General features: G+C 64.6%; 21 protein-coding genes. 6 read left to right on the forward strand and 15 right to left on the reverse strand.

The features are described from left to right. Nucleotides 1–4: 4 nt before the first annotated feature. From S7S_RS07865 to S7S_RS07875, 3 genes are all read right to left on the reverse strand, one after another. Entirely contained in the window at nucleotides 5–1,228 is a 1,224-nt protein-coding gene (locus S7S_RS07865) for an efflux RND transporter periplasmic adaptor subunit (protein WP_008735781.1), read from the reverse strand. After that, complete coding sequence (locus tag S7S_RS07870) at nucleotides 1,225–2,523, reverse strand: TolC family protein (RefSeq protein WP_008735783.1); 1,299 nt, start codon at nucleotides 2,521–2,523, stop codon at nucleotides 1,225–1,227. The genes S7S_RS07865 and S7S_RS07870 overlap by 4 nt, the downstream gene beginning before the upstream one ends. Before the next feature lie 65 nt (nucleotides 2,524–2,588). Further along, nucleotides 2,589–2,948 carry a hypothetical protein gene (locus S7S_RS07875; protein ID WP_008735785.1) on the reverse strand — a complete coding sequence of 120 codons (360 nt, stop codon included), beginning with the start codon at nucleotides 2,946–2,948 and terminating at the stop codon, nucleotides 2,589–2,591. A gap of 255 nt (nucleotides 2,949–3,203) precedes the next feature. On the opposite strand from S7S_RS07875, the gene S7S_RS07880 reads away from it, so the two are divergent. The 5 genes from S7S_RS07880 to S7S_RS07900 all read left to right on the forward strand — a co-directional run bounded on the left by S7S_RS07880 (nucleotide 3,204) and on the right by S7S_RS07900 (nucleotide 6,547). Next, complete coding sequence (locus tag S7S_RS07880) at nucleotides 3,204–3,428, forward strand: hypothetical protein (RefSeq protein WP_008735787.1); 225 nt, start codon at nucleotides 3,204–3,206, stop codon at nucleotides 3,426–3,428. Nucleotides 3,429–3,691: 263 nt separating this feature from the next. Further along, nucleotides 3,692–3,955 carry an HvfA family oxazolone/thioamide-modified RiPP metallophore gene (locus tag S7S_RS07885; RefSeq protein WP_008735788.1) on the forward strand — a complete coding sequence of 88 codons (264 nt, stop codon included), beginning with the start codon at nucleotides 3,692–3,694 and terminating at the stop codon, nucleotides 3,953–3,955. Nucleotides 3,956–4,015: 60 nt separating this feature from the next. Continuing rightward, a complete protein-coding gene (locus tag S7S_RS07890) occupies nucleotides 4,016–4,885 on the forward strand; it encodes an HvfB family MNIO-type RiPP peptide maturase (protein WP_052269312.1) in 870 nt (289 codons plus the stop codon). Then, entirely contained in the window at nucleotides 4,882–5,670 is a 789-nt protein-coding gene (locus S7S_RS07895; protein ID WP_008735792.1) for an HvfC family RiPP maturation protein, read from the forward strand. The genes S7S_RS07890 and S7S_RS07895 overlap by 4 nt, the downstream gene beginning before the upstream one ends. Nucleotides 5,671–5,740: 70 nt before the next feature. Next, on the forward strand, nucleotides 5,741–6,547 hold the full coding sequence (locus tag S7S_RS07900) for an MlaA family lipoprotein (protein WP_144401619.1): 807 nt from the start codon (nucleotides 5,741–5,743) through the stop codon (nucleotides 6,545–6,547). A gap of 79 nt (nucleotides 6,548–6,626) precedes the next feature. On the opposite strand, the gene S7S_RS07905 is transcribed toward S7S_RS07900, so the two are convergent. The 12 genes from S7S_RS07905 to S7S_RS07960 all read right to left on the reverse strand — a co-directional run bounded on the left by S7S_RS07905 (nucleotide 6,627) and on the right by S7S_RS07960 (nucleotide 18,708). Beyond that, entirely contained in the window at nucleotides 6,627–8,873 is a 2,247-nt protein-coding gene (locus S7S_RS07905) for a hypothetical protein (protein ID WP_144401620.1), read from the reverse strand. 210 nt (nucleotides 8,874–9,083) lie between these two features. Then, nucleotides 9,084–9,521 carry a tellurite resistance TerB family protein gene (locus S7S_RS07910; protein WP_008735798.1) on the reverse strand — a complete coding sequence of 146 codons (438 nt, stop codon included), beginning with the start codon at nucleotides 9,519–9,521 and terminating at the stop codon, nucleotides 9,084–9,086. A gap of 54 nt (nucleotides 9,522–9,575) precedes the next feature. After that, nucleotides 9,576–10,523, reverse strand: coding sequence for a transaldolase (locus S7S_RS07915; RefSeq protein WP_008735801.1), 948 nt, complete (start codon nucleotides 10,521–10,523; stop codon nucleotides 9,576–9,578). Between the two features lie 65 nt (nucleotides 10,524–10,588). Then, nucleotides 10,589–11,566: a tRNA dihydrouridine(20/20a) synthase DusA gene (gene dusA, locus S7S_RS07920; RefSeq protein WP_274544721.1), complete on the reverse strand. Its 978-nt coding sequence runs from the start codon at nucleotides 11,564–11,566 to the stop codon at nucleotides 10,589–10,591. Nucleotides 11,567–11,631: 65 nt separating this feature from the next. Further along, on the reverse strand, nucleotides 11,632–13,062 hold the full coding sequence (locus tag S7S_RS07925; protein ID WP_008735805.1) for an ATP-binding protein: 1,431 nt from the start codon (nucleotides 13,060–13,062) through the stop codon (nucleotides 11,632–11,634). Then, nucleotides 13,062–13,721, reverse strand: a complete 660-nt coding sequence (locus S7S_RS07930) for a response regulator transcription factor (protein WP_008735809.1) — start codon at nucleotides 13,719–13,721, stop codon at nucleotides 13,062–13,064. Before S7S_RS07930 ends, S7S_RS07925 begins: the two co-directional genes overlap by 1 nt. A 49-nt stretch (nucleotides 13,722–13,770) precedes the next feature. After that, complete coding sequence (locus S7S_RS07935) at nucleotides 13,771–14,409, reverse strand: tetratricopeptide repeat protein (protein WP_008735810.1); 639 nt, start codon at nucleotides 14,407–14,409, stop codon at nucleotides 13,771–13,773. Between the two features lie 11 nt (nucleotides 14,410–14,420). Beyond that, on the reverse strand, nucleotides 14,421–15,212 hold the full coding sequence (locus tag S7S_RS07940) for an SDR family oxidoreductase (RefSeq protein WP_008735812.1): 792 nt from the start codon (nucleotides 15,210–15,212) through the stop codon (nucleotides 14,421–14,423). A 10-nt stretch (nucleotides 15,213–15,222) separates the two neighbouring features. Further along, entirely contained in the window at nucleotides 15,223–15,870 is a 648-nt protein-coding gene (locus tag S7S_RS07945) for an iron-containing redox enzyme family protein (protein WP_008735814.1), read from the reverse strand. Further along, a complete protein-coding gene (locus S7S_RS07950; RefSeq protein ID WP_008735816.1) occupies nucleotides 15,867–17,339 on the reverse strand; it encodes an AMP-binding protein in 1,473 nt (490 codons plus the stop codon). Before S7S_RS07950 ends, S7S_RS07945 begins: the two co-directional genes overlap by 4 nt. Beyond that, complete coding sequence (locus S7S_RS07955) at nucleotides 17,323–18,009, reverse strand: thermostable hemolysin (RefSeq protein WP_008735817.1); 687 nt, start codon at nucleotides 18,007–18,009, stop codon at nucleotides 17,323–17,325. The genes S7S_RS07950 and S7S_RS07955 overlap by 17 nt, the downstream gene beginning before the upstream one ends. Before the next feature lie 126 nt (nucleotides 18,010–18,135). Further along, nucleotides 18,136–18,708, reverse strand: coding sequence for a DUF4399 domain-containing protein (locus S7S_RS07960; protein WP_008735819.1), 573 nt, complete (start codon nucleotides 18,706–18,708; stop codon nucleotides 18,136–18,138). A 161-nt stretch (nucleotides 18,709–18,869) separates the two neighbouring features. On the opposite strand from S7S_RS07960, the gene gltX reads away from it, so the two are divergent. After that, the gene (gene gltX / locus S7S_RS07965) at nucleotides 18,870–20,381 is read left to right on the forward strand and encodes a glutamate--tRNA ligase (RefSeq protein WP_008735821.1); all 1,512 of its coding nucleotides are present in this window, start codon (nucleotides 18,870–18,872) and stop codon (nucleotides 20,379–20,381) included. The last annotated feature ends 69 nt before the right edge of the window (nucleotides 20,382–20,450 follow it).

Here is a 20,450-nt window from a genome sequence, read left to right on the forward strand (position 1 = left end):
CTCCTCAGTGCTCGTGGGCGGCGCCGGCTTTTTCGAGATCGGCCTTGATCAGGTAGCTGTTGTCGACCACGTAGCGCACGCCGGCGCGCAGGCCGCCGAGCACTTCGGTATAGCGGTCGTCACGGCGGCCCAGGTCGAGCGGGCGCCACTCGTAGCTGTCGCCGGCCTGGATAAACACGCCGGTGCGGGCGTCCACCGTTTGCAGTGCGCGGTTGTCCACGCGCAGCGGCACTTCTTCCTGCTCCACCACGATGTCGGCGTTGACCATGTCGCCGGGGGCGAAGCGGCCGTCGGGGTTGTCGAGGGGCACGCGCGCGATCACATAAGGCGCACCTGCAGCGCCCGGTGTGATGTGGGCGATGCGTCCCTCGACACGGTGCTCGCCGGTGCGCAGGTGCACGGTTTGCCCTGCGCGCACTTCGCCGCGCTGGCGTGGAAACAGCTTCAGTTCGGCCCACAGGCGCCGGTCGTTGATCAGCGTGAACAGCGGGGCGTCAGCGACCACCGCACCGGGGCTGACAGTCTGGCTCTGCACCACGCCATCGATGGGCGCGCGCAGGCGATAGCTGCGCAGGCTGTCGCTGGATTCGATCACCGCCAGTGTGTCGCCCTGGCTGACACGATCCCCGACGGTGGCCTGCACCGAGGTCACTACACCGGGAAAGCGGGCCCGGGCTGACGCGCTGTGGTCCGGCGGTGTCACCAGCGTGCCGTAGGCGCGCGCCAGGCGTTCGATCTGCCCGGCACCCGCCGGTGCAGTGCTGACACCGGATTGCCGGGCCATGGCGGCCTCTATCTCGACCCGGCCTTCATGCGAGGCCCATTGCCAGGTGTGCGTCTCGCCGTCGTGGCGCAGGGTGGCGGTGATGTCGAACGAATGCGGCGTGCCGACCCGGTCGTCGGCGCGCCAGCTGTCGCCGGCACGCTGCAACACCAGGGTCTGCGGCGCTTCATCCAGGCGGGTGAGGGTGAACACGAGTTCGGCGTCATCAACGGGCGCGCCGTGTGCGCTGACCCAGGCCTGAAACGTCACGTTGCCGTCCTCCTCGGCCTGCTGCACTTCCAGGCTGATATCGCCGTCTTCCAGCAACCGTCCGCCATGCGGGCCGGCGGCCTGGGCCTCGTGGTCCGCGTGGTCGCCATGATCGTGATCGTGGTCCCCCGATGCCCAGGCGCCGGGGGCGGCGCTCAGGGACAGTATCAACAAGATAAAAGAGAGGCGTGTCATGGTGTGATCTCCTGCGCGCCGGTGCCGGCGAAATCCAGGCCGGTCAGGCGTTCCAGTTCGTTGCGTTGCTGATGAAAGCGCGCGGCCAGATCAATGGCGCGCTGTTCCAGGGCGAGCTGTTCCTGCTGTGCGTTGATCAGCGTCAGCAGGCTGTAGCGGCCGGCGCCATAGCCGGCTTCGATATCGCGGTACAGCGTGCGCGCCAGCGGCAGGGCGTCGTCGTCGATCAGCGCCAGTTCCTCGCGGATCAGGGACAGGGAGCGGTACAGCGCTTCCAGCGTTGCCACCAGCTCGATGCGGCGCGCGTCCAGGCGCGCGCGGCTTTCGGCCAGCTCGGCCTCGGTGCGGGCAATGTTGCCGCGGTTGGGGTTGCGCAGGTTCAGGGGCGTGGAGAAGCCGAGCAGCAGTGTGTTCTCGTCGTTCAGGCGCGCATGCCGTGCGCCGACGGAGACGGTGATATCGCGGCTGCCTTCGGCCTGCGCCAGCCGCGCCCGGGCTTCGCGCAGACGGGTTTCGCTGGCCAGCCGCAGCAGGTCGGGTGCCTGTTCCAGCCGCGTGCGCACCTGCGAGAGCGGTGGCAGTGCCGGAAGCGGGCGCAGGGCGCTGGCCGGGCGCAGGTGGGCGGCGCCGGTGTCTCCCCACAGTGCAGCCAGTTGCTGGCTGGCGCTGTCGCGTTCCACCTCGGCGCGGCGGCGTGCGATATCCGCCTGACGGGTGGCCAGGGTAAGCCGGGTCAGTTCTGCATCGGGCGCTGCGCCGGCGCGCACGCGACGGCGGGCGGCCTGCTCGGCCTGCCCGGCCAGCGCCAGGGTCCGCCCGGCGAGTGCCACCCGTGCCTGCGTTTCGGTGAGCGTGATATAGCGGCGGACCGCTTCGCCCAGCACCTCCAGCCGTGCCTGCTCAAAGGCCTGCCTTTCGCTGTCGAGGGCCAGGCTGGCCACGTCCGTGCGTTGCCGGCGTTTGTCGCCGAGTTCGATCAGCTGGCTCAGCGCCAGCGTGATCTCGGCGCCGTTGATGCCATCAGATGGCGCGTCGCCGGCCAGGTTCTCCACTTCCACGGACAACGCCGTCTGTGGCCGCAGGCCGGCCTGCAATACGGCGGCGTCGGCGGCGCGCAGCCGGTGCGGGTATGCCGCCAGGCCGGGGTTCTGTTCAAGGGTCTTGCCCAGCACTTCCCGCAGGGAAATGAGAGCGGTGTCAGCGGTCGGGCTGGTGGCCGCGTAGGCGGTGCCGGTGATCAGCCAGACCATCAGTGCTGGCGCGCACAGGCGCCAGCCACGCAATGGGTTCTGCATCGGGGTCTCCCGGTTCAACAGTCAGTGACGCGCGCCCGGCAATGACGGCGCGGTCGCGTAACGGATCAGCTCAGGAGGGTGTGATCGGGAGGCGGAACCGGAGGTTGGCTGGTATGGGAGTCGTGCCGTGGGGCAGGTTGTGCCTGCCAGGGGTGTCCGGGGTCGATGGTGGACAGCAGCAGGCCGGGCAGCGGCGTGGCCAGCGGGCTGTGCTGGTGACAGCAGTGGTGATGGTGGCAGTCATAGCCGCCGGCGGTATGGTCGGTATGCCCGGCGGTGTCATCGAGGTGGAGCAGATAGTGCTGTGCGTCGCCATCATCCAGCGCCGCCCGGGCCGGTTCGCTGACCACCATGACCGCGTTCACCAGCATGAACAATGCCAGTGCAAGTGCAGTCAGTAATCGGGCCGGGGCACGGGTGGACATGATCAGGAACCGTTTTCAGATGAGCGTTGATACTAGTACAGCAGACCGGAGCATAAAAGCTGTAGTGGCTGGAGGTTCAAGGCTCCGCCGGAAAAAACCAGGAATTCTGATCACATACCCGGTAGGACCGGAGTAACCCGTCAGGAAAAAAGTCAGTATGACATCCGATACAGCGGAACAGGGCGGTACACCGCCTGCCGAAGCCAGTGCGTTCCAAATAACGCGCCACGTTCCAACTGGATGAAGGAGAGTGTTATGCAATCCGTGAAACGCTACAGCCCGATGGCCCTGCTGGCCGCGCTGGCGCTGGTGATGTCCGTTCTGTTCGCCCCCGCGGCCCAGGCCGCCGCGCCCACCGTCGGCGCCACGGCGCAGGATCTGGCCCAGCCTCTGCAGGCCGGGGATGATTACGGTGACGACAAGGACGATGAAGATCGCGATGACCAGCGCGATGGCGGCACCGGCCAGCCGGGCTGGTAAGCCCGATCGCTGATCTGTCCCTGACACAACCCGGCCTGGCGCCGGGTTGTGTCGTATTCGGTGCTGACACACCGTTCACGGTGCTTGTTGTCAGGTAGGGGCTCTGGCAGAGTCATTCGGGGCAGTGCCATCAGGTGTCACCGAAGGACAGCCTGCCGGAAAGGATATGCCGGGTCGTTGTAACATTCCTGGACACGGTGCATCTGTTCAAGGTGCGGGCAGTGCAGCCGCCATCCGACCAATGATTATCAAGGAGATCGACCATGTCCAAGTTCTCGAAACTGAACCCGCTGGCGGCCACTCTGGGCGCTGCTGTGATGGCGTCCGCGTTTGCCATGCCGGCGCAGGCCGACCAGAACCCGTTCGCTGCCGATGATCTGGCGGCGGGCTACCAACTGGCCGATAACCACGATGGCGGTGAGGGCAAGTGTGGTGAAGGCAAATGTGGCGAAGGTTCTTGTGGTGAAGACAAAGATGGCAAAGATGGTGAAGGCAAATGCGGCGAAGGCAAGTGCGGTTCTGCCTGATCCAGTGCATTGAGCGACACCCTTGAATACCGTCTTTGCACAGAGAGAGCACCGGTAATGATGACGGCAGACGTCCCGCTCAGCGGTGCCGGTCTCGGTCTGCGGCGGGCCCTGATGGGCCCGCTTGCAGAGGCGCCAGAGCTCGCTGGCGCCATCGATTTCATGGAAGTGGCCCCGGAAAACTGGGCCCGGCTGGGTGGCCGGCTGCGGCGCCAGTTCAGCGAATTTACCGAACGTTATCCCTTCGTCTGCCACGGCCTGTCACTGTCTCTGGGCAGCCCGTCGCCACTGGATTTTGAATTTCTGGCCGACGTGCGTGATTTCCTGCGCGAGCACAAGGTGCGCTGCTACACCGAGCACCTGAGCTACTGCAGCGACGACGGCCATCTGTATGACCTGATGCCGATGCCGTTCACTGAAGAAGCGGTGCACTATGCCGCAGGCCGTATCCGTCAGGTGCAGGATTTCCTCGGCCAGCGCATTGGCATTGAACACGTGAGTTACTACGCTGCACCGGGCGGTGTGGCAGCGCAGCAACTGAGCGAACTGGAATTCGTCAACGCAGTACTGGCAGAGGCCGACTGCGGATTGCTGCTGGATGTGAACAATGCCTACGTCAACGGCATCAACCACGGTTACGACGCCGCCGACTTCATTCGTGGCCTGCCCGGCGAGCGCATCATGTACCTGCATGTCGCCGGTCATTATGACGAAGCAGACGACCTGAAAGTCGACACCCATGGCAGCAACGTGATCGAGCCGGTGTGGTCGCTGCTGGATTTGGCCTATCGCACGCACGGCGTCAAACCGACGCTGCTGGAGCGCGATTTCAATTTTCCCGAACTGCCGGCACTGCTGGCCGAGGTTCAGCGTATCCGTGCTGCCCAGCAACAGGCGGAAGGCCGCCCGCGCCGGGAGGCGCGCCAGTGAGCGAGGCGGCATTCCAGGCCATCCAGCGCCGCTTTGCCGCCCATCTGCGGGACCCGGACAACGCACCGGCGCCGCCGGTGGAAGCGCGCCGCCTGCAGATCTATCGCGATCTGTTTTTCAACAACGTTGAAAATTTCCTGCGGCTGGGGTTTCCGGTGCTGCACCGGTTGCTGCCGGCGGCGCGCTGGCAGGCACTGGCGCGGGCGTTCCTGGCACGGCACCGCTGCCAGTCTCCGTACTTCCGCGATATTTCCCGCGAGTTTGTGACCTTCCTGACGTCCGACGCCTACACGCCGGCACCGGAAGACCCGCCTTTTCTGAAAGAGCTGGCGCATTACGAATGGATGGAACTGGTGCTCGACACCAGCGAAGAAACCCTGCCGGAGAGCGGCTTTAACCCGGACGGGGATCTGCTGGTGGGTGCACCGGTGCTATCGCCGCTGGCCTGTGTGCTGAGCTATCACTGGCCGGTGCATCACATCGGCCCGGCCTGCCAGCCGCAGGCGCCACTGCCGCAGCCGGTGTGGTTGTTGATCTACCGCGATGCGGAGGACCGGGTGCGGTTCATGGAAATCAATGCCGTCACGGCCCGGTTGCTGGCGCTGATACCGGCGGCACCGCTGCACAGCGGCCGTCAGCTGCTGGCGACCCTGGCCGGCGAGTTGGGGCAGCCGGAAGACACGGTGCTGCGCCATGGCGCGGACCTGCTGGCAAGGCTGCGCGAGCGTGGCATTCTGCTGGGCACGCGGCTGGAAGAGGTGGGGCGGCTGGCCCGTGACGAATGATGCCCTGGCGGTAGCAGCCTGATGTGGCAGTGCTATACTGCGCCGGTCGTAAAACAGGCCCGGAGGCCATGTGTTGGCGTTTCTGCAAAGATTCAGGGATGAACGGATTGGCCTGCTGCTGGCGCTACCGCTGGTGCTGACCGCCTTGCCGGCGCAGGCGGATTATGACCAGGCGGTGCGTGCTGCGAACGAAGGGCAGCGCTATCAGGCCGTGGCACATCCCAACGACCCCTGGGAAAAACTCAACCGCAAGATCTTCGGCTTTAACGAGACCGTCGATACCTATACCGCCAAGCCGGCAGCGAAAGCCTACCGCAAAGTGGTGCCCGGTTTTATCCGCACCCCCATCGGCAATTTCTTTGACAACCTGCGTGACCTGCGCAGCGGCGTAAACAACATGCTGCAATGGCGCTGGCGTGATGCCGGCCAGAACCTGGGCCGCTTCGGCGTCAACACCACGCTGGGCGTGGGCGGGCTGTTCGATGTGGCCAGCGATGTGGCGCTGGAGCGTCGCAGCAGCGATTTCGGCATCACGCTGGCGCGCTGGGGCGCACCGCAGGGGCCGTACATGGTGCTGCCGCTGCTGGGCCCGTCCACCGTGCGCGACACCGTGGGCATGATTCCCGACGATTACCTGGCCTTCCGGCGCTATATGGACCACGATCTGACGTCCTGGACCGTGCTGGCGCTGTATGCGCTGGACCTGCGGGCGGAAGTGCTGGATTACGAGGCGGCGATTTCCGGCGACCGCTATAACTTCCTGCGGGATTTCTATCTCAACAGCCGCGCCATGGCGGCGGGCACTTACAGTGCCGACGACGATTTCGAGTTCGGGAGTGATCTGGAAGCGCAGGAATGGGACGAGGACGACTGGTAAGGCCGTCGTCCTGCCCCCCTTTCTTTGTCAGGCATTGTTCGCGCGGTGGCGCCGGTGATCCCGGTGGCCACCGACGTGGCTAGCGCATAATGACATCGGTCCAGGAGTTCACCACCCGGTCGCCGCTGCGCAGGTCCGCGGTCATGACGGCCCGCTGCGCCATATCCAGTACCAGTAACCGCTGATTGTCGAGGTCCGCGATCAGGGCCACGGGGTCCACGAGCCCGGGTCCGGCGCCGCCTGTGTTGATCTCTTCCGAATTGCCGGACACCACACTGACCTGCCCGGTGTCCAGGTCCACCTGCTGGATGTTCCCCGACGGGCAGGTAATGAAGGCACGGTGGCGGGTTTCATCCAGCGCCATCCCGAAACAGCCAAACAGGGCAAACGCCGGCCCGCCGATCAGGTCGCCGGTATCCGGGTCCTCACCGGACAAGGTCTGCCGTTCGCCGGTCGTCAGGTTCAGCGACAGCAGGAAGCCGTCATTACTGCCAGCCAGCATGAACAGGGTGTTGCCGTCCGCGCCGAGGGCGAGGCTGGCGCCAAGCTCGATGCCGCGAACGGGCAGGTCGTCAAGCAGCAGGGTCCGTTCGCCGGTGGCCAGCTGGATGGCGATGATCCGCTGGCCGCCTGCGTCCGCCAACAGCACGCGGTGGTTAGCGGCATCCAGCACCATGGACACCGGGTTGAACAACGCCGGCCCGGCCGCCTCCGGCCCTGACACACTGCTCAGCAGCAATGTCTGCGGATCCATGGCCATCAGGCGTGGCGCCTGGGCGATATCGTCCACAAACAGCAGCCGGTTTGCCGTCGGGTCCAGTGTGAGCAGAGCCGGCTCGCGCAGGCCTGACGATGCGCCACCGAGCATCACTGTCCTGTCACCGGTTTGCAGGTCCACCGAGACCAGCGCGTTGGCGGTTTTGTCTGCGACCACCAATGTTTCGCCGAGACGTGCCATGGCTCGGGGTTCTTCAAAGCGCGGCCCGGCACCGATGGCGTTACTGGGCAACAGGCGCCGCTCGCCGCTGCCCAGGTCCACCATCAGGGGCACTTCCAGCTCGTCGTCCACTACCACAGCGCGATGGCTGTCCAGAAAGCGTGCTGCGCGCAGGCGGAGCAATGCCGGCCCTTCACCGATCATTTCTGCCTCCAGCAAACCGGACACCACTTGCCGGTCACCGGTTTCCCGATCCACCGTGAGCAGCCTTTGCGCGCTGGAGTCGGCGATCAGAAAACGGTGGGTCTCGCTGTCAAAGTCGAGCGACAGGGCGTTGAACATTGCCGGGCCTGTACCGATGTTTTCGCCACTGGAAGAGAGGACGGTGCGATTGCCGTTGGTCAGATCAATGGAAAGCAGGCGTCGCGAAGGGCCGCTGGCACTCCGGTTGTCGACCGCAAAGAGGCGATTGGCGCCAGCATCCAGATACAGGGATTCCACCACCTCCAGCCCAGGCCCGCTTCCCCGGCCGGAGCCGGAGATCAGCGTGCGGTTTTCAGTGCCGAGATCCACGGCAAGGACGCGCATGCTGCCGTTGAATCCGTCAATGACCAGCAGGCGGTTATTGGCCGGGTCCAGAATGGCCGAGCGCAACAAATCGAACGCCGGCCCCGAGCCGGGGGTGTTGTTCGGGTTGTAGAACACACTGCGCTCACCCGTGTTGGGGTTTATTTCCATGACCCGGCGCTCGAGGCTCGCGCCGGATATGAGCAGTACCCGGCTCTCCGGGCCGTGCAGGCCAGGATACCGGGGCAGGACCATTTCCGGCCCGCTGCCAAAGGGCTCGGTGTTGAGCAACTTGTCCACTGGCCGGCTGCTGGTCACCACGGTGCGCTGGCCGGTTTCCAGATCAAAGGTGTATACGGCGCGCAGCGTTCCGTCGGACACGAAGGCCCGGTTGTTGGCCTTGTCGAGCACCAGCCCGCCGTCTCCCACACTGCGCAGGGCGGGAAAGGCGCGTACCTGGACCGTCACCACATCGGCTTCGGCGGCACGCTGACCGCTGTCGTCCAGGGTTTCTACCACCAGCCGGTTTTCACCCACCGTCAGTGGCAGGCTCACCGACCAGGTGGCGAAGCCGTCGTCGCTGTGCGCGGCCACATCGTTGACGCGTATCGCAGCAATGCCGTCACCTTGCGGGTCGCTGGCGGAGCCGGACACGGTAATGACGGGTTCATCGTAGAGGGAATTGTCCGGCGGGAAGTGAATCCGTGCCGTGGGAGGCGCCGGAGGCGGAGCGCCTGCGCCACCGCCGCCACCCCCGCAACCGGCCAACAGGGTCAACAGAGCCAGTACCGACCATCCACGTGCCTTTGTCCCCGAGCGCATTGCCATTTCCTCTACCCATGATTGAATGGCGAGACCGTAAACATCTGCGGGGAGAACGGGTACCCGACAGATGTCGGGATAGGCAACAGAACGTGAAGCTGTACCGCAGTAGAGGCCACGGCAGGCGCGCGCCTGGATGTTTGCCGTCAGGCGGGCTGTTTCGGCGGCGTTTCGAACTGGGTGCTGAAGTGAAGCCGGTGCAGCGGGGAATCAGCCACTGGCGCTGTGGCGGGCGCGGATGAACACGCTGTGCGGCACATACAGCAGGTCGGCCACTTTCCGGATCACGAATTCCTCGCGCGGATGCGTCTGCCCGTCCGCATGGGCAATGGCCCACATGTCCTCGATCAGTGCCGCGCGTTGTTCTGCTGACCAGTGATCCCGCAGCGGCCGGGTGAACTGAAAATAGTCGGTGGCGCCTTCGGCCTCTTCGCGGGCCTCGTCCAGCAGCGACCGGACGGCGTCATCATCCAGTTGCCAGCGTGTCTGCAGGCCGTCCATCAGCGTGGCCAGTTCCTGCGTGTCCAGGTCGCCGTCAGCGCGGGCCACTTCGTACAGCAGCGCCGCCGCAGCGCGGCGCAGGTCAACAGGCTCCGCGTCGGCACGGCCGGCGCGGCCAAACAGATTATCCAGCAGGGGTTTGAGCATGCGGGGTTCCTGTTGCGCATATCACAGCCATGGACCGTGCGAAACGCGAGGGGTTCAGTCGCTGGCCTGCAACAGGGCTTCCAGGGCTTCCTGGTCGCGGGCGAAACGGCGGATGCCGTCGGCGAGCAGTTCGCAGGCCATCGGGTTGTCGTTCAGCGCCCAGCGGAAGGTGGCTTCGTCCATCGGGATCTGCTCCGGCAGCAGGGTGATGTCGGCCGGGTCGAGATGACGGGTGAGCGGGCCGGTGTCCTGCTCCAGCCCCTCCAGCAGCGCCGGGCTGATGGTCAGGCGATCGCAGCCGGCCAGGGCTTCGATCTGGCCCTGATTGCGGAAGCTGGCGCCCATCACGATAGTGTCCAGCCCCAGGCCCTTGAGGGTATGGAAAATGGTGCGCACCGAAATCACGCCGGGGTCCTGTTCGGCGGTATCCACCTGCATGCCGCGTTTCACATACCAATCGTAAATGCGGCCCACGAACGGCGAGATCAGCGTGGCGCAGCGCTGCGCGGCGGCCAGCGCCTGCTCCAGCGAGAACACCAGCGTCAGATTGCAGCGGATGCCTTCCTGTTCGAGGATTTCCGCCGCGCGGATGCCTTCCCAGGTGGCAGCGATCTTGATCAGCACGCGGTCGGTGTCCACACCGAGTTCGCGGTACAACGCCATCAGGCCACGGGCGCGTTCCACCGTGGCGCGGGTGTCGAAGGACAGGCGCGCGTCGACTTCGGTGGAAACCAGGCCGGGAATCAGTTCGAGGATGGTCTGGCCGGTCAGTGTGGCGAAGGCGTCACAGCGCAGGGCGAGGTCCTCTGTCGGGCCGATCTGCCGGGCCAGGTGACGGGCATCGGCCAGCAATGCGCTCTGTGTGTCCTGTTTCGCCACGGACAGCAGCAACGACGGGTTGGTGGTGGCATCCACCGGGGTCAGGGCCCGGATCGCGGCAAGCTCGCCGGTGTCTGCGACCAGGGTGCTCCATGCTGCCAATTGTGCGCGCTTGCTTGCCATGTCATTCCGCCTGCCGAAGTCAGTGTCAGCGGCGCAGTGTAGCGGCGCCGGATTACAAGACTGCGTTAACGCGGGACCTGCTGCAAGGCTTCCAGCAATACTGCCGGTGTGGCATCAGGTAGGTGCGCGCGGGTGCTCAGATGGCGGCGGAAAGCGCGTGCGCCGGGCACGCTCTGGAACAGGTTGAGCACATGGCGCAATACATGCTTGGGGTGCACACCCTCCGCATAGCGGCGTTCCAGGTAGGGCATGAAGGCTTCCACCAGCGCGTGGCGGTCGGTGAAGGGCGCCGGGCTGTTGAACAGCACCGGGTCGGCCTCGGCCAGGAACCAGGGGTTCTGATACGCCTCGCGGCCGATCATCACACCATCGACCTGATGCAGGTGTTCGGCCACCTGTTCCATATTGCGGATGCCACCGTTGAGGATGATTTCGCAGTCGGGGAAATCCTGTTTCACCGCGTAGGCGCGCTCATAGATCAGCGGCGGTATCTCGCGGTTTTCTTTCGGGCTGAGGCCACTGAGGATCGCCTTGCGCGCATGAATGGTGAAGCTGTGGCAGCCTGCCGCGCGCACTGTGTCGATAAAGGTGTGCAGAAAGGCGTACTCGTCCTGGTCATCAATGCCGATGCGGCTCTTGACCGTGACCGGCACGGACACGGCTGCCTGCATCGCAGCCACGCATTCCGCCACCAGCACCGGCTCGGCCATCAGGCAGGCGCCGAAGCGGCCGGACTGTACCCGGTCGGACGGGCAGCCGACATTCAGGTTGATTTCGTCGTAACCGTAATCAGCACCGATGCGCGCCGCTTCCGCCAGCTGCGCCGGCTCGCTGCCGCCGAGTTGCAGTGCCACCGGGTGTTCCGTGTCGTCATAACCGAGCAGGTAATCGCGCGCGCCGTGGAGCACCGCGTGGGCGGTGACCATTTCTGTATACAGCAACGTGTGACGGCTGATCATGCGCGCGAGGTAGCGATAGTCGCGCGTGGTCCAGTCCATCATGGGGGCTATGGAGAGGGTTCTGTCGAGCGTTGCGGTATCCACGGAGTGACGGGTCTGCTGGCTGCCGGGGCAGGCATTGTGCCGTGTCCGGGGCGCCAGTGCACCCGTCAACGCCGTGGCGAGCGCGGCAACACCACGACTACGGCAAGCCCGCCCAGGGGGCTGTCAGTGAAGCAGATATGGCCCTGGTGGATATCCACCACGCGCGCCACGATGGACAGCCCCAGCCCGGCGCCGTCGCTGTTGTCCTGACGGAAGAAGCGTTCGGTCAGGTGTTGCCGGGCGGCGGCGGGGACGCCGGGGCCGCTGTCGAGCAGGCGCAGGGTCACCTGTTCCGCGTCCGACTCCAGTTGCAGCAATATCTGGCCTTGTGGGGGGGTGTACTGAACGGCATTGGTGACCAGATTCTGGAGCAGGGTGCCGAGGCTGGCGGCATCGGCGGTGAGATGACAGTCGGCCTGTGGCGCCACGTCCAGGCTGATGTCCTGCTGCCGGGCCAGTGCCAGGGGGGCCAGTTCGGCCAATTCCTCGCGCGCAAACGCGGCCAGGTCCAGGCGTGTCATGTTCAGGCGTGCGGCGGCGGGTTCCAGCCGCGCCAGGGTCAGCAATTGAGTGACTACGCGGGTGGCGCGGTCGATCGCACCGCGCAGTTGACGCAGGGCATCATCCCGGTCGCCCGGATCGTCGGCTTCCAGCGCGTTCTGTACATGAATGCGCAACACGGCCAGTGGCGTGCGCAGTTCATGGGTGGCGTCGTTGAGAAAGCGTTTTTCCCGTTCCAGCAGTTCATTGACTTGCAGCAACAGGCGGTTGAGTGCAGCGGCCACGGGTTCAAGTTCGCGCGGCAGTGGCGCCAGCAGAAGCGGGCTCAGGCTGTCCGGGTCACGGTGCCGCAGTAGCTGGACCATGCGCGCCAGCGGTCGCAGCCCCCAGCCGATCGCCAGCCACACCATTAGCGCCAGCAGCGGCAGGCCAACCAGATCGGGGAGCATGTTGCGGCGCGCGATCTTGCCGACCAGTTCGCCGCGCACGTCTTCGCGTTCGCCGACCAGAATCCACAGGTTGTCCGGTTCGTCCGGCAACAGAAACAGGCGCCAGCCATGAGCATCACTGAGAGTGGCGTTATGGAAGCCGGCCAGGTCTTCGGCTGGCGCGGTGGTCTGGTCGACGCCGCGCACCGCGCGGGCAAGGCTGGCGAGTGTATCCGGTGGGGCGCTGGCGGAGCGCAGCAGTTCACGACCGTCGGCGTCAAACAGCACGAAGCTGATCTTGTTTTCGTAACGATGGCCTATATGACCTGAGCGTTCGGGATGGGGCGTGGCCCGTTGCATGGCATCGCGGATGGCGGCCAGTGTGGCCGGTGGCGTATCGGCACCGACCATGCCTTCCAGCAGGCGTGCGCTACGGGCCAGCTGGGCATCGAACAGTTCCTCGATTTCATGGCGGGCATCGACGTAGCCTTTCAGTGAAATCAGTGTCAGGCCGACGGCCAATACGCCGAGCACCAGGGCGACTGTACGGGTGCGGATGGCATCCATCAGGGTTTGTCCACCGTATAGCCGACGCCGCGCACGGTGCGGATCAGGCCTGGAAACAACTTGCGGCGCAGATGATGTACATGCACTTCCAGCGCATTGCTTTCCACGGTCTCATCCCAGCCATACAGCACCTGTTCGAGTTTGTCCCGGGTCATGACCCGGCCCGGGCGCGCCAGCAGTTCGTGCAGTAACAGGTATTCCTTGCGTTGCAGCGTCACGGCCTCACCTTCATAGCGCACATGCTGGGTGGCGGGGTCGAGCTGGATGCCACGGTATTCGATCAGCGGTTCCGGGCGCTGGGCGCTGCGTCGCAATAGCGCGCGCAGCCGGGCCTTGAGTTCCGCCACATCGAAGGGCTTGGTCAGGTAATCATCGGCGCCGCTGTCGAGACCGAGGATACGGTCGCTGGTGGTATGCCGTGCAGTGAGTACCAGCACCGGGACTGGATCGGCGCTGGCACGCAGTTGCCTGAGGACGGCAAGGCCATCCAGTTTCGGCAGGCCGAGATCAAGGATGGCGACGTCAAAACTTTCATGTTGCAGGGCGTGCAGGGCACTGGCGCCATCCTGGAGCCAGTCTACGGTATAGCCCTCGGGTTTCAGGGCGACGCGAATGCCCTGCGCCAGGGCGATGTCGTCTTCCACCAGCAGAACGCGCATGGCACCTCCGGTTGCCGTGTACTGCCACATTCAAGCCTGTGGCCAGTGTTTAATCCAGCTTTTCCTGCACACTGGCCAGCAGTGTTCTGGCCTCTTCGCGGCGACCCTGGTCGGCCACGGTGCGCCCGGCGCGCTCCGGAGCAGCCAGCGCCTTTTCAAGCGCGCCGGCGGCCTCGCGGTAACGGTGCTGGCGTTGCAGGAAATCACCGTAGAAATAGTTCGGATCGATGCCGTCGGGATTGAGCATCAGGGCCTGCTGCAGCATCTGTTCGGCTTTTTCATCGTCACCGAAGCCGACCGGCCAGCCGGGTACCTGATAGTAAAGGCTGCCCAGGCTGGTGTAGGCGGAGCCGTCCAGTGCACCGGGGTTGATCTCCAGGGCACGCTCAAGCTCGCGGCGCGCGTCCTTGACCAACCCCAGGGCGCCGAGGCCGCCTTTGGCTCCGGCCCAGGTGCTCAGGATGATGCCGTGCCAGATGCGCAACTCGGCGGAGCCCGGCTCGGCCTGGACGGCCGTACTGGCCTGGGCAGCCAGCTTTTCGAATGCCTCGGCCCGTTGTCTGGCGGGCACCTGATAATTGATTTCGGCCCAGCGCTGCTGGAGCGTGGAAAGCGTGGTGTCGTCGGCCAGCGACGTGAGCGGCAGCAGCGTGAACAGGCAGAGTGTCAGCAGGCGTGAAAGGGTCATGGCACAGCTCCTCAGGAATCGTGACGGGCGTAACGCTGGATGATCGGCAACTGCTTGTGCAGCGACTGGCTGACCAGTTGTGGGAACAGGCTGTTGATGCGCACAAACAGTTTTTCTGGCCAGCCGATGTAGAGCTCATCGCGCTCACGCTGGATCGCGGTGAGAATGCGCCGGGCAACCTGGTGCGGGGCGTCCATGGCCACGCGCAACTGTTCGTTCATGGCCACGACACTGCGGCCATTCATGCCGGTGCGCGTGGCACGTGGCGCAACATAAAGCACTCGTACGCCACTGTCGGCCAACTCGCGGCGCAGGGCTTCGGAAAAGCCGCGCAGTGCGAATTTGCTGGCACAGTAGGCGGCGAAACCGGGATAGCCGATGGAGCCGAACGTGGAGCCGACATTGACTACCAGTGCGTTGTCGTTCTCCTGCAGTTGCGGCAATAGTCGGTGGGTCAATTGCAGTGCGGCCGTGACGTTGAGGTTCATCATCTCGGCGATGGCATCTTCATCCTGTTGCGCCAGCAGGCGAAACTGGTTGATACCGGCGGCATTGATCAGGCAGTTAAAGCCGACGAAGCGGCTGGCCGCGTCGGCCACGTCGCGCCGGCCACTGGCCTGGGTCAGGTCTGCGCGAACCAGTTGCACCTGGCCGGGGAAGCGCTGCGTCAGCGGTTCGAGTTTTTCCGTCTGGCGGGCTACCAGCAGCAGGTGTGCGCCTGCACTGGCCAGTTGATCGGCCAGTGCGAAGCCGATGCCGCCACTGGCGCCGGTCAGCAAGGCATGACATTGATGCAGTTCCATGGGCGTGTCCTCAGGTCAGGCTGCGGAAGAGATCGCCGTACAGGCGGTACACCACGCGGGCGGTGTGCACGACGGCTGCGCGATCCCCATCGTGATCGAGGCGGTTCATCAGGGTCTTGAAAAACTCGACGTGCTCCAGATCAAGGCTGCCGTGGGACAGCAGGTAACTGAACGCCTTGCGTGGCAGGCCGAGGCTGCTTTCCAGCGTGCCGGCGGCCTCGGTGGCCAGTGCGGTACTGGTGCCCTCAAGCACATGTACCATGCCGAAAAAACTGACCGGGTTGTGCCGGGCAATACGGTCATAGACATAGGCAACCATTAATTCCGTTGGCAATGACGGTGCGCTGTGGCGCACGGCGTCGGCGTCGGCGCCGCAGGCACGCAGATCATTGAGCACCCATTCCTGGTGGCCATATTCCTCTTCGATATATTCCGCGATGGCCTCGCGCAGCCATTCCAGCCGCTCGGGCAGGCGGGCACCACAGGCCATGAGCAGTGGCACCGTGTGCTTGACGTGGTGATAAGCCTGGCCGAGAAACGCGACATACTGATCGCGGCTGGCGCGGCCTTGCATGGCGAGCCCGATGATTGGTGCGCTCAGAAGATCATCCCGGGCACGGGCGGTCTGCGTCTGCAAAGTATCGAAGAATGTCGTCATGGGAGGGCCTCGCTGGTCGGAGTGGTAAGCAGGGCAGAAAGTGTGTTGTGGTAGTGCGTGGCCAGAGCGTCACGGCGCAGGCGGCCGTTGCTGGTGGCCAGGCCGTTGGCCGCCGTAAAGCGGGCATCGGCGCGCAACCAGTGATGGGCGCGGGCATAGTCGGGCAGCCCTGCGTTAACAGCGGCCACGGCGGCGGTCAGTGTTTCATCCGGGCAGGGCTCAAAACGGGGCACCAGCACCGCCACGTTGCGGGGCATGGCTTCACCGTACAGCCAGGCTTGCGCAATGGGGGCCTGCTGCACCAGTTCTGCCTCGACCCATTCGGGATTGACGTTGCGCCCGAACGCGGTCACGAACTGGTTTTTTTTGCGCCCGTGCAGCGTCAGGAAGCCGGCATTCACCTGGCCGAGATCACCGCTGGCGAGCCATCCATCCGGGTGTGGCGCTTCGCCCAAGTAGCCGAGCATGTGTACGCCACGGATCATCACTTCGCCGTCGCTGGCGAGACGAATATCGGCATGCGGCAGTGTCTGTCCGCTACTGCCTGCGCGGCGCGCGCCCGGGGTGTTGAGCGTCACCACAGAGGCACATTCAGACAGGCCGTAACCCTCGAAGACGGGCAGGCCGAGAGCATCGGCCCGTTGCAGTAATTGCGGTGCCACATGCCCGCCGCCGACGGCGATAAAGCGCAGACTTCGGGGAGGTGACAGGCCGCGTTCAGCAGCGGTGACCAATGCCAGCAACAGTTGTGGCAGCAGGATCAGGCTGTTGGGCTGGCTGTCGCGCAGGGTGGTCATGAAACGCAGCAGGTCGAATTCACTGCTGCCATGCAGGCCGATCTCAGCCATCGGCCGGACGTTGATGCAGGCGCCGGCCAGCAGAGGGGCATACACGCCAGCAATGTTTTCCAGCAGCGTGGCCAGCGGCAACACGCACAGATGGCGTTTCACTTCGCAGGGCCGGCTGGCCTGATACAGGCTTTTGGCAACGCGCAGTTGTGCGTGCGCGTCGAGACACACGCCCTTGGGTTGCCCGGTGGTGCCAGATGTATAGGTGATTTTTGCCGTGCCCGGGTGCACCGCAGGCACCTGCTCCGGCGCGCGCTGCCAGCATTCGCCACCGAGTGGAACAAAACCGGTTTGCGCGGCCAGCGTGGGCAAGAGCCCGATGGCCAGGTCAATGCCGGCACTGTCGAGCACATGCTGTTGCTGGGCGGTTGAAAAGAAACCGGGCAGCGGCACATTGATACAACCACTGGCGAGCAATGCGAGGTCCCACAGTATCCACTCGGCGCCGTTATCCAGTGCCAGCGCAACACGGCGCGCGCCGAGGTGTTGCAGTTGTAAGACCCGCTCGCTGACGGTATCCAGAATGGCCTGCCCGCTCCAGTGCCGGGGGCCCTGTTGCAGCAGCGGGAGCCGGGCGTGACGGTGCAGGGCTTGCCAGAGGGCATCAATGGCTGGCGACATGATCAAGGTTCTCCGGTGAAAGCAGGGATTGATAGCCCAGCCTGGTGTACAGGCCCTGGCGCCACAGATGGCGATGGCCACCGAGAATGTGTCCGGCCATGACCTGTGGCTGGCTGCTGTAATAGCTGCCCCAGTCGGCGAGTTCGCTACCCATGCGCGCAGGGTCGGCGGAGGCCAACTGGCAGGGCGAAAGTCCGAGGCGGTGAAAGCTGTTCAGCAGCGTGTGGGTGCCGGTGAAGACCACCCAGCAGGCGCCCTGTGAGACCAGCAGATCGGTCAGCGCCACGATCAGCAGGCGTGCGGCACCGGCACTACTGGCGGCCAGATTGCCGACCTCCACAATGCTGCGGCGGGGCACATCAGCGCTGGCCTGTGTGCTGATGGCCTGTTCAATCGGCTGGTCCAGATAGCGTTCAAGAAACAGCGTTTGCTCATGCGCCAGCCGCAAGCCGACGCCGCCCCGCAATTGGCCCTCGTTGTCCTGCAGACTCAACAGTGACGGCATGAAGTGCCGAATGCTGGCCTGGTAGCGCTCAGCGAAGCGCAGGCGGATGAACTGTTCCAGTGCGGGCCGGCCCGCATGCGCCGGATGGACCGCGTGGACGCTCCAGCCGCCTTGCGTTTGCAGGCGGGCAAGCGGGGTGTTGCGAGTGAGCCAGTCGGGATGCATGCCAGTGTCCAGATCGTCTTGTCTGGCTGGCAGTGTCGTGGGGGAAGCTTAACGGGGCCTTAACTGGCTCGCGGGGGATTGAAAAAATGCCGCCGGGCAATCTGGGTTGCCCGGCGCATCGGGCAGTTACTCGACGTCCTGCACGGTAATGGTGATTTTCTCGGACATCACCGGCGGGTTGTGCGGGATGTGGAAATGATCGCCCAGCACCAGTTGCAGGGTGTGCTCGCCCGGCGGCAGTTCCAGCGTGGTTTCGGTCTGGCCTCCGCCGAAGTGGACGATCTGCTCGGTGGCGGGCAGCGGGAAGTCCATCGGCGGCAGTTCGGTCACGTCGATCAGCAGGTGGTGGTGGCCGCTGTCCGGTTGTTCGGTGCCGGCGGGCACCACATTCATGCCTTCCAGGCCGAAGCGGACGGTCAGCGGGCTGCTGACGGTGGCGCCATCGGCGGGCTCGACAAAAAACACCCGTGCCCCGGCCGGCGCGGTGCTGCGCGGCAGTTTGCTGGCCTGCTCGGTGTCGTGGTGCGCGTGGGCATCCTGTTCGGGGGCGGCCTCAGGTGCCGGTGCTGCCGGTTGTGCGGTTTCCTGCCGGGGTTTGGGTGGCTCAGGGGATTCAGAGCAGCCCTGGAGGAACAGGGCGCCGCCGGCCAGTGCCAGCAGCAGGGGAGACATCAGGGGAAACGTGTATCTCGCGTTCATGGGCATATCCTTTGGCAGTCCACGGTACGATATCGGCCGCCATCGCCGCGACCGTGGAGGGATGTTAGCAGAACATGACAATCGGGTATGTGGCAGGCAGGATACCGGCGCGCAAGCTGCGTATAATGCGCGGCACTGCACATACCCATCACGGAGCCAGCATGACCGTTCGTACCCGCGTTGCCCCGTCGCCCACCGGCGATCCCCATGTGGGCACGGCCTACATTGCGCTGTTCAACGCCTGTTTTGCCCGCCAGCACGGCGGGCAGTTCATTCTGCGCATCGAGGATACCGACCAGCAGCGTTCCACGGCGGAATCGGAACAGGCGATTCTGGATTCACTGCGCTGGCTGGGCCTGGGCTGGGATGAAGGCCCGGACGTGGGCGGGCCGTTCGGCCCGTACCGGCAGAGTGAGCGTGGCGACACCTATGCGCAGTATGCGCAACAACTGCTCGACCAGGGCCATGCGTTCCGCTGCTATCGCACACCGGAAGAACTGGACCAGTTGCGCGAGGCCTTGAAAGAGCAGGGCATCCAGCGCGCACTGAAACCGTCCGACCTGGAACTGCCGGCGGAGGAAGTGGCGCGCCGTGAAGCGGCCGGTGCGCCTTCAGTGATCCGCATGCGCGTGCCGGAAGACGGTCGCTGCCCGGTGGACGACATGCTGCGCGGCACGATCGAGCTGGACTGGGCACTGGTGGACGCACAGATCCTGCTGAAATCCGACGGCATGCCAACGTATCACCTGGCCAACGTGGTGGATGATCACCTGATGGAGATCACCCATGTGATCCGGGGCGAGGAATGGATCAATTCGGCGCCAAAACATAAATTGCTGTACGAATACTTCGGCTGGGACATGCCGGTGCTGTGCCACATGCCGCTGCTGCGTAACCCGGACAAGTCGAAGCTGTCCAAGCGCAAGAACCCGACCAGCATCAATTTCTATCGCGACAAGGGTTACCTGCCGGAAGCGCTGCTGAATTATCTCGGCCGCATGGGCTGGTCGATGCCGGACGAGCGGGAAAAATTCTCGCTGGCCGAGATGCAGGCGAGTTTCGATATCTCCCGCGTCTCGCTGGGTGGCCCGGTATTTGATGTGGAAAAACTGTCATGGCTGAACGGGCAGTGGCTGCGTGACCTGAACGACGAGCAGTTCCTGGATCAGTTGCAGGGCTGGCTGTTCAACCGCGAGTACGCGCTGAAAATCATTCCGCACATCAAGAGCCGGGTGGAAACGCTCAGCCAGGTGGTGGACAAGGCCGGTTTCTGCTTCGGCGATGCGCCGGCCATTACCGAGGCGTCGTTTACCCACAACCAGCACAGCATCGACGACATGAAAGAGTGGCTGCAATATCTGCTCTGGTCGCTGGAAGCATTGCGCCAGTGGGAGCGCGACCTGCTGTTTGCCGAGGCGCAGTCGTTGTCGAAGGCGCTGGGTGTCAAGGTAAAGGATTTCCTGTTCCCGGTGTTTGTCGCCATTGCCGGTACGCCGGCGAGTTTTTCGGTGGTGGACAGTATGGCGATCCTCGGCCCGGACCTGTCCCGTGCACGCTTGCGCGCGGCCATCGAAGTGCTGGGTGGCGTATCGAAGAAACAGACCAAGAAACTGGAAAAACGCTGGGCCGATATCCGCGAGGGTGGGGTGCCGGCCAGTGCGGCCGGCGAATGATTCGCCAGCCTGATCAAGCATTAAGCGGTTGATAAAAAGAGCCGTTTCAAGCGCTTGACACCCCTCGGG

Source organism: Isoalcanivorax pacificus W11-5 (assembly GCF_000299335.2).
GTDB lineage: Bacteria > Pseudomonadota > Gammaproteobacteria > Pseudomonadales > Alcanivoracaceae > Isoalcanivorax > Isoalcanivorax pacificus.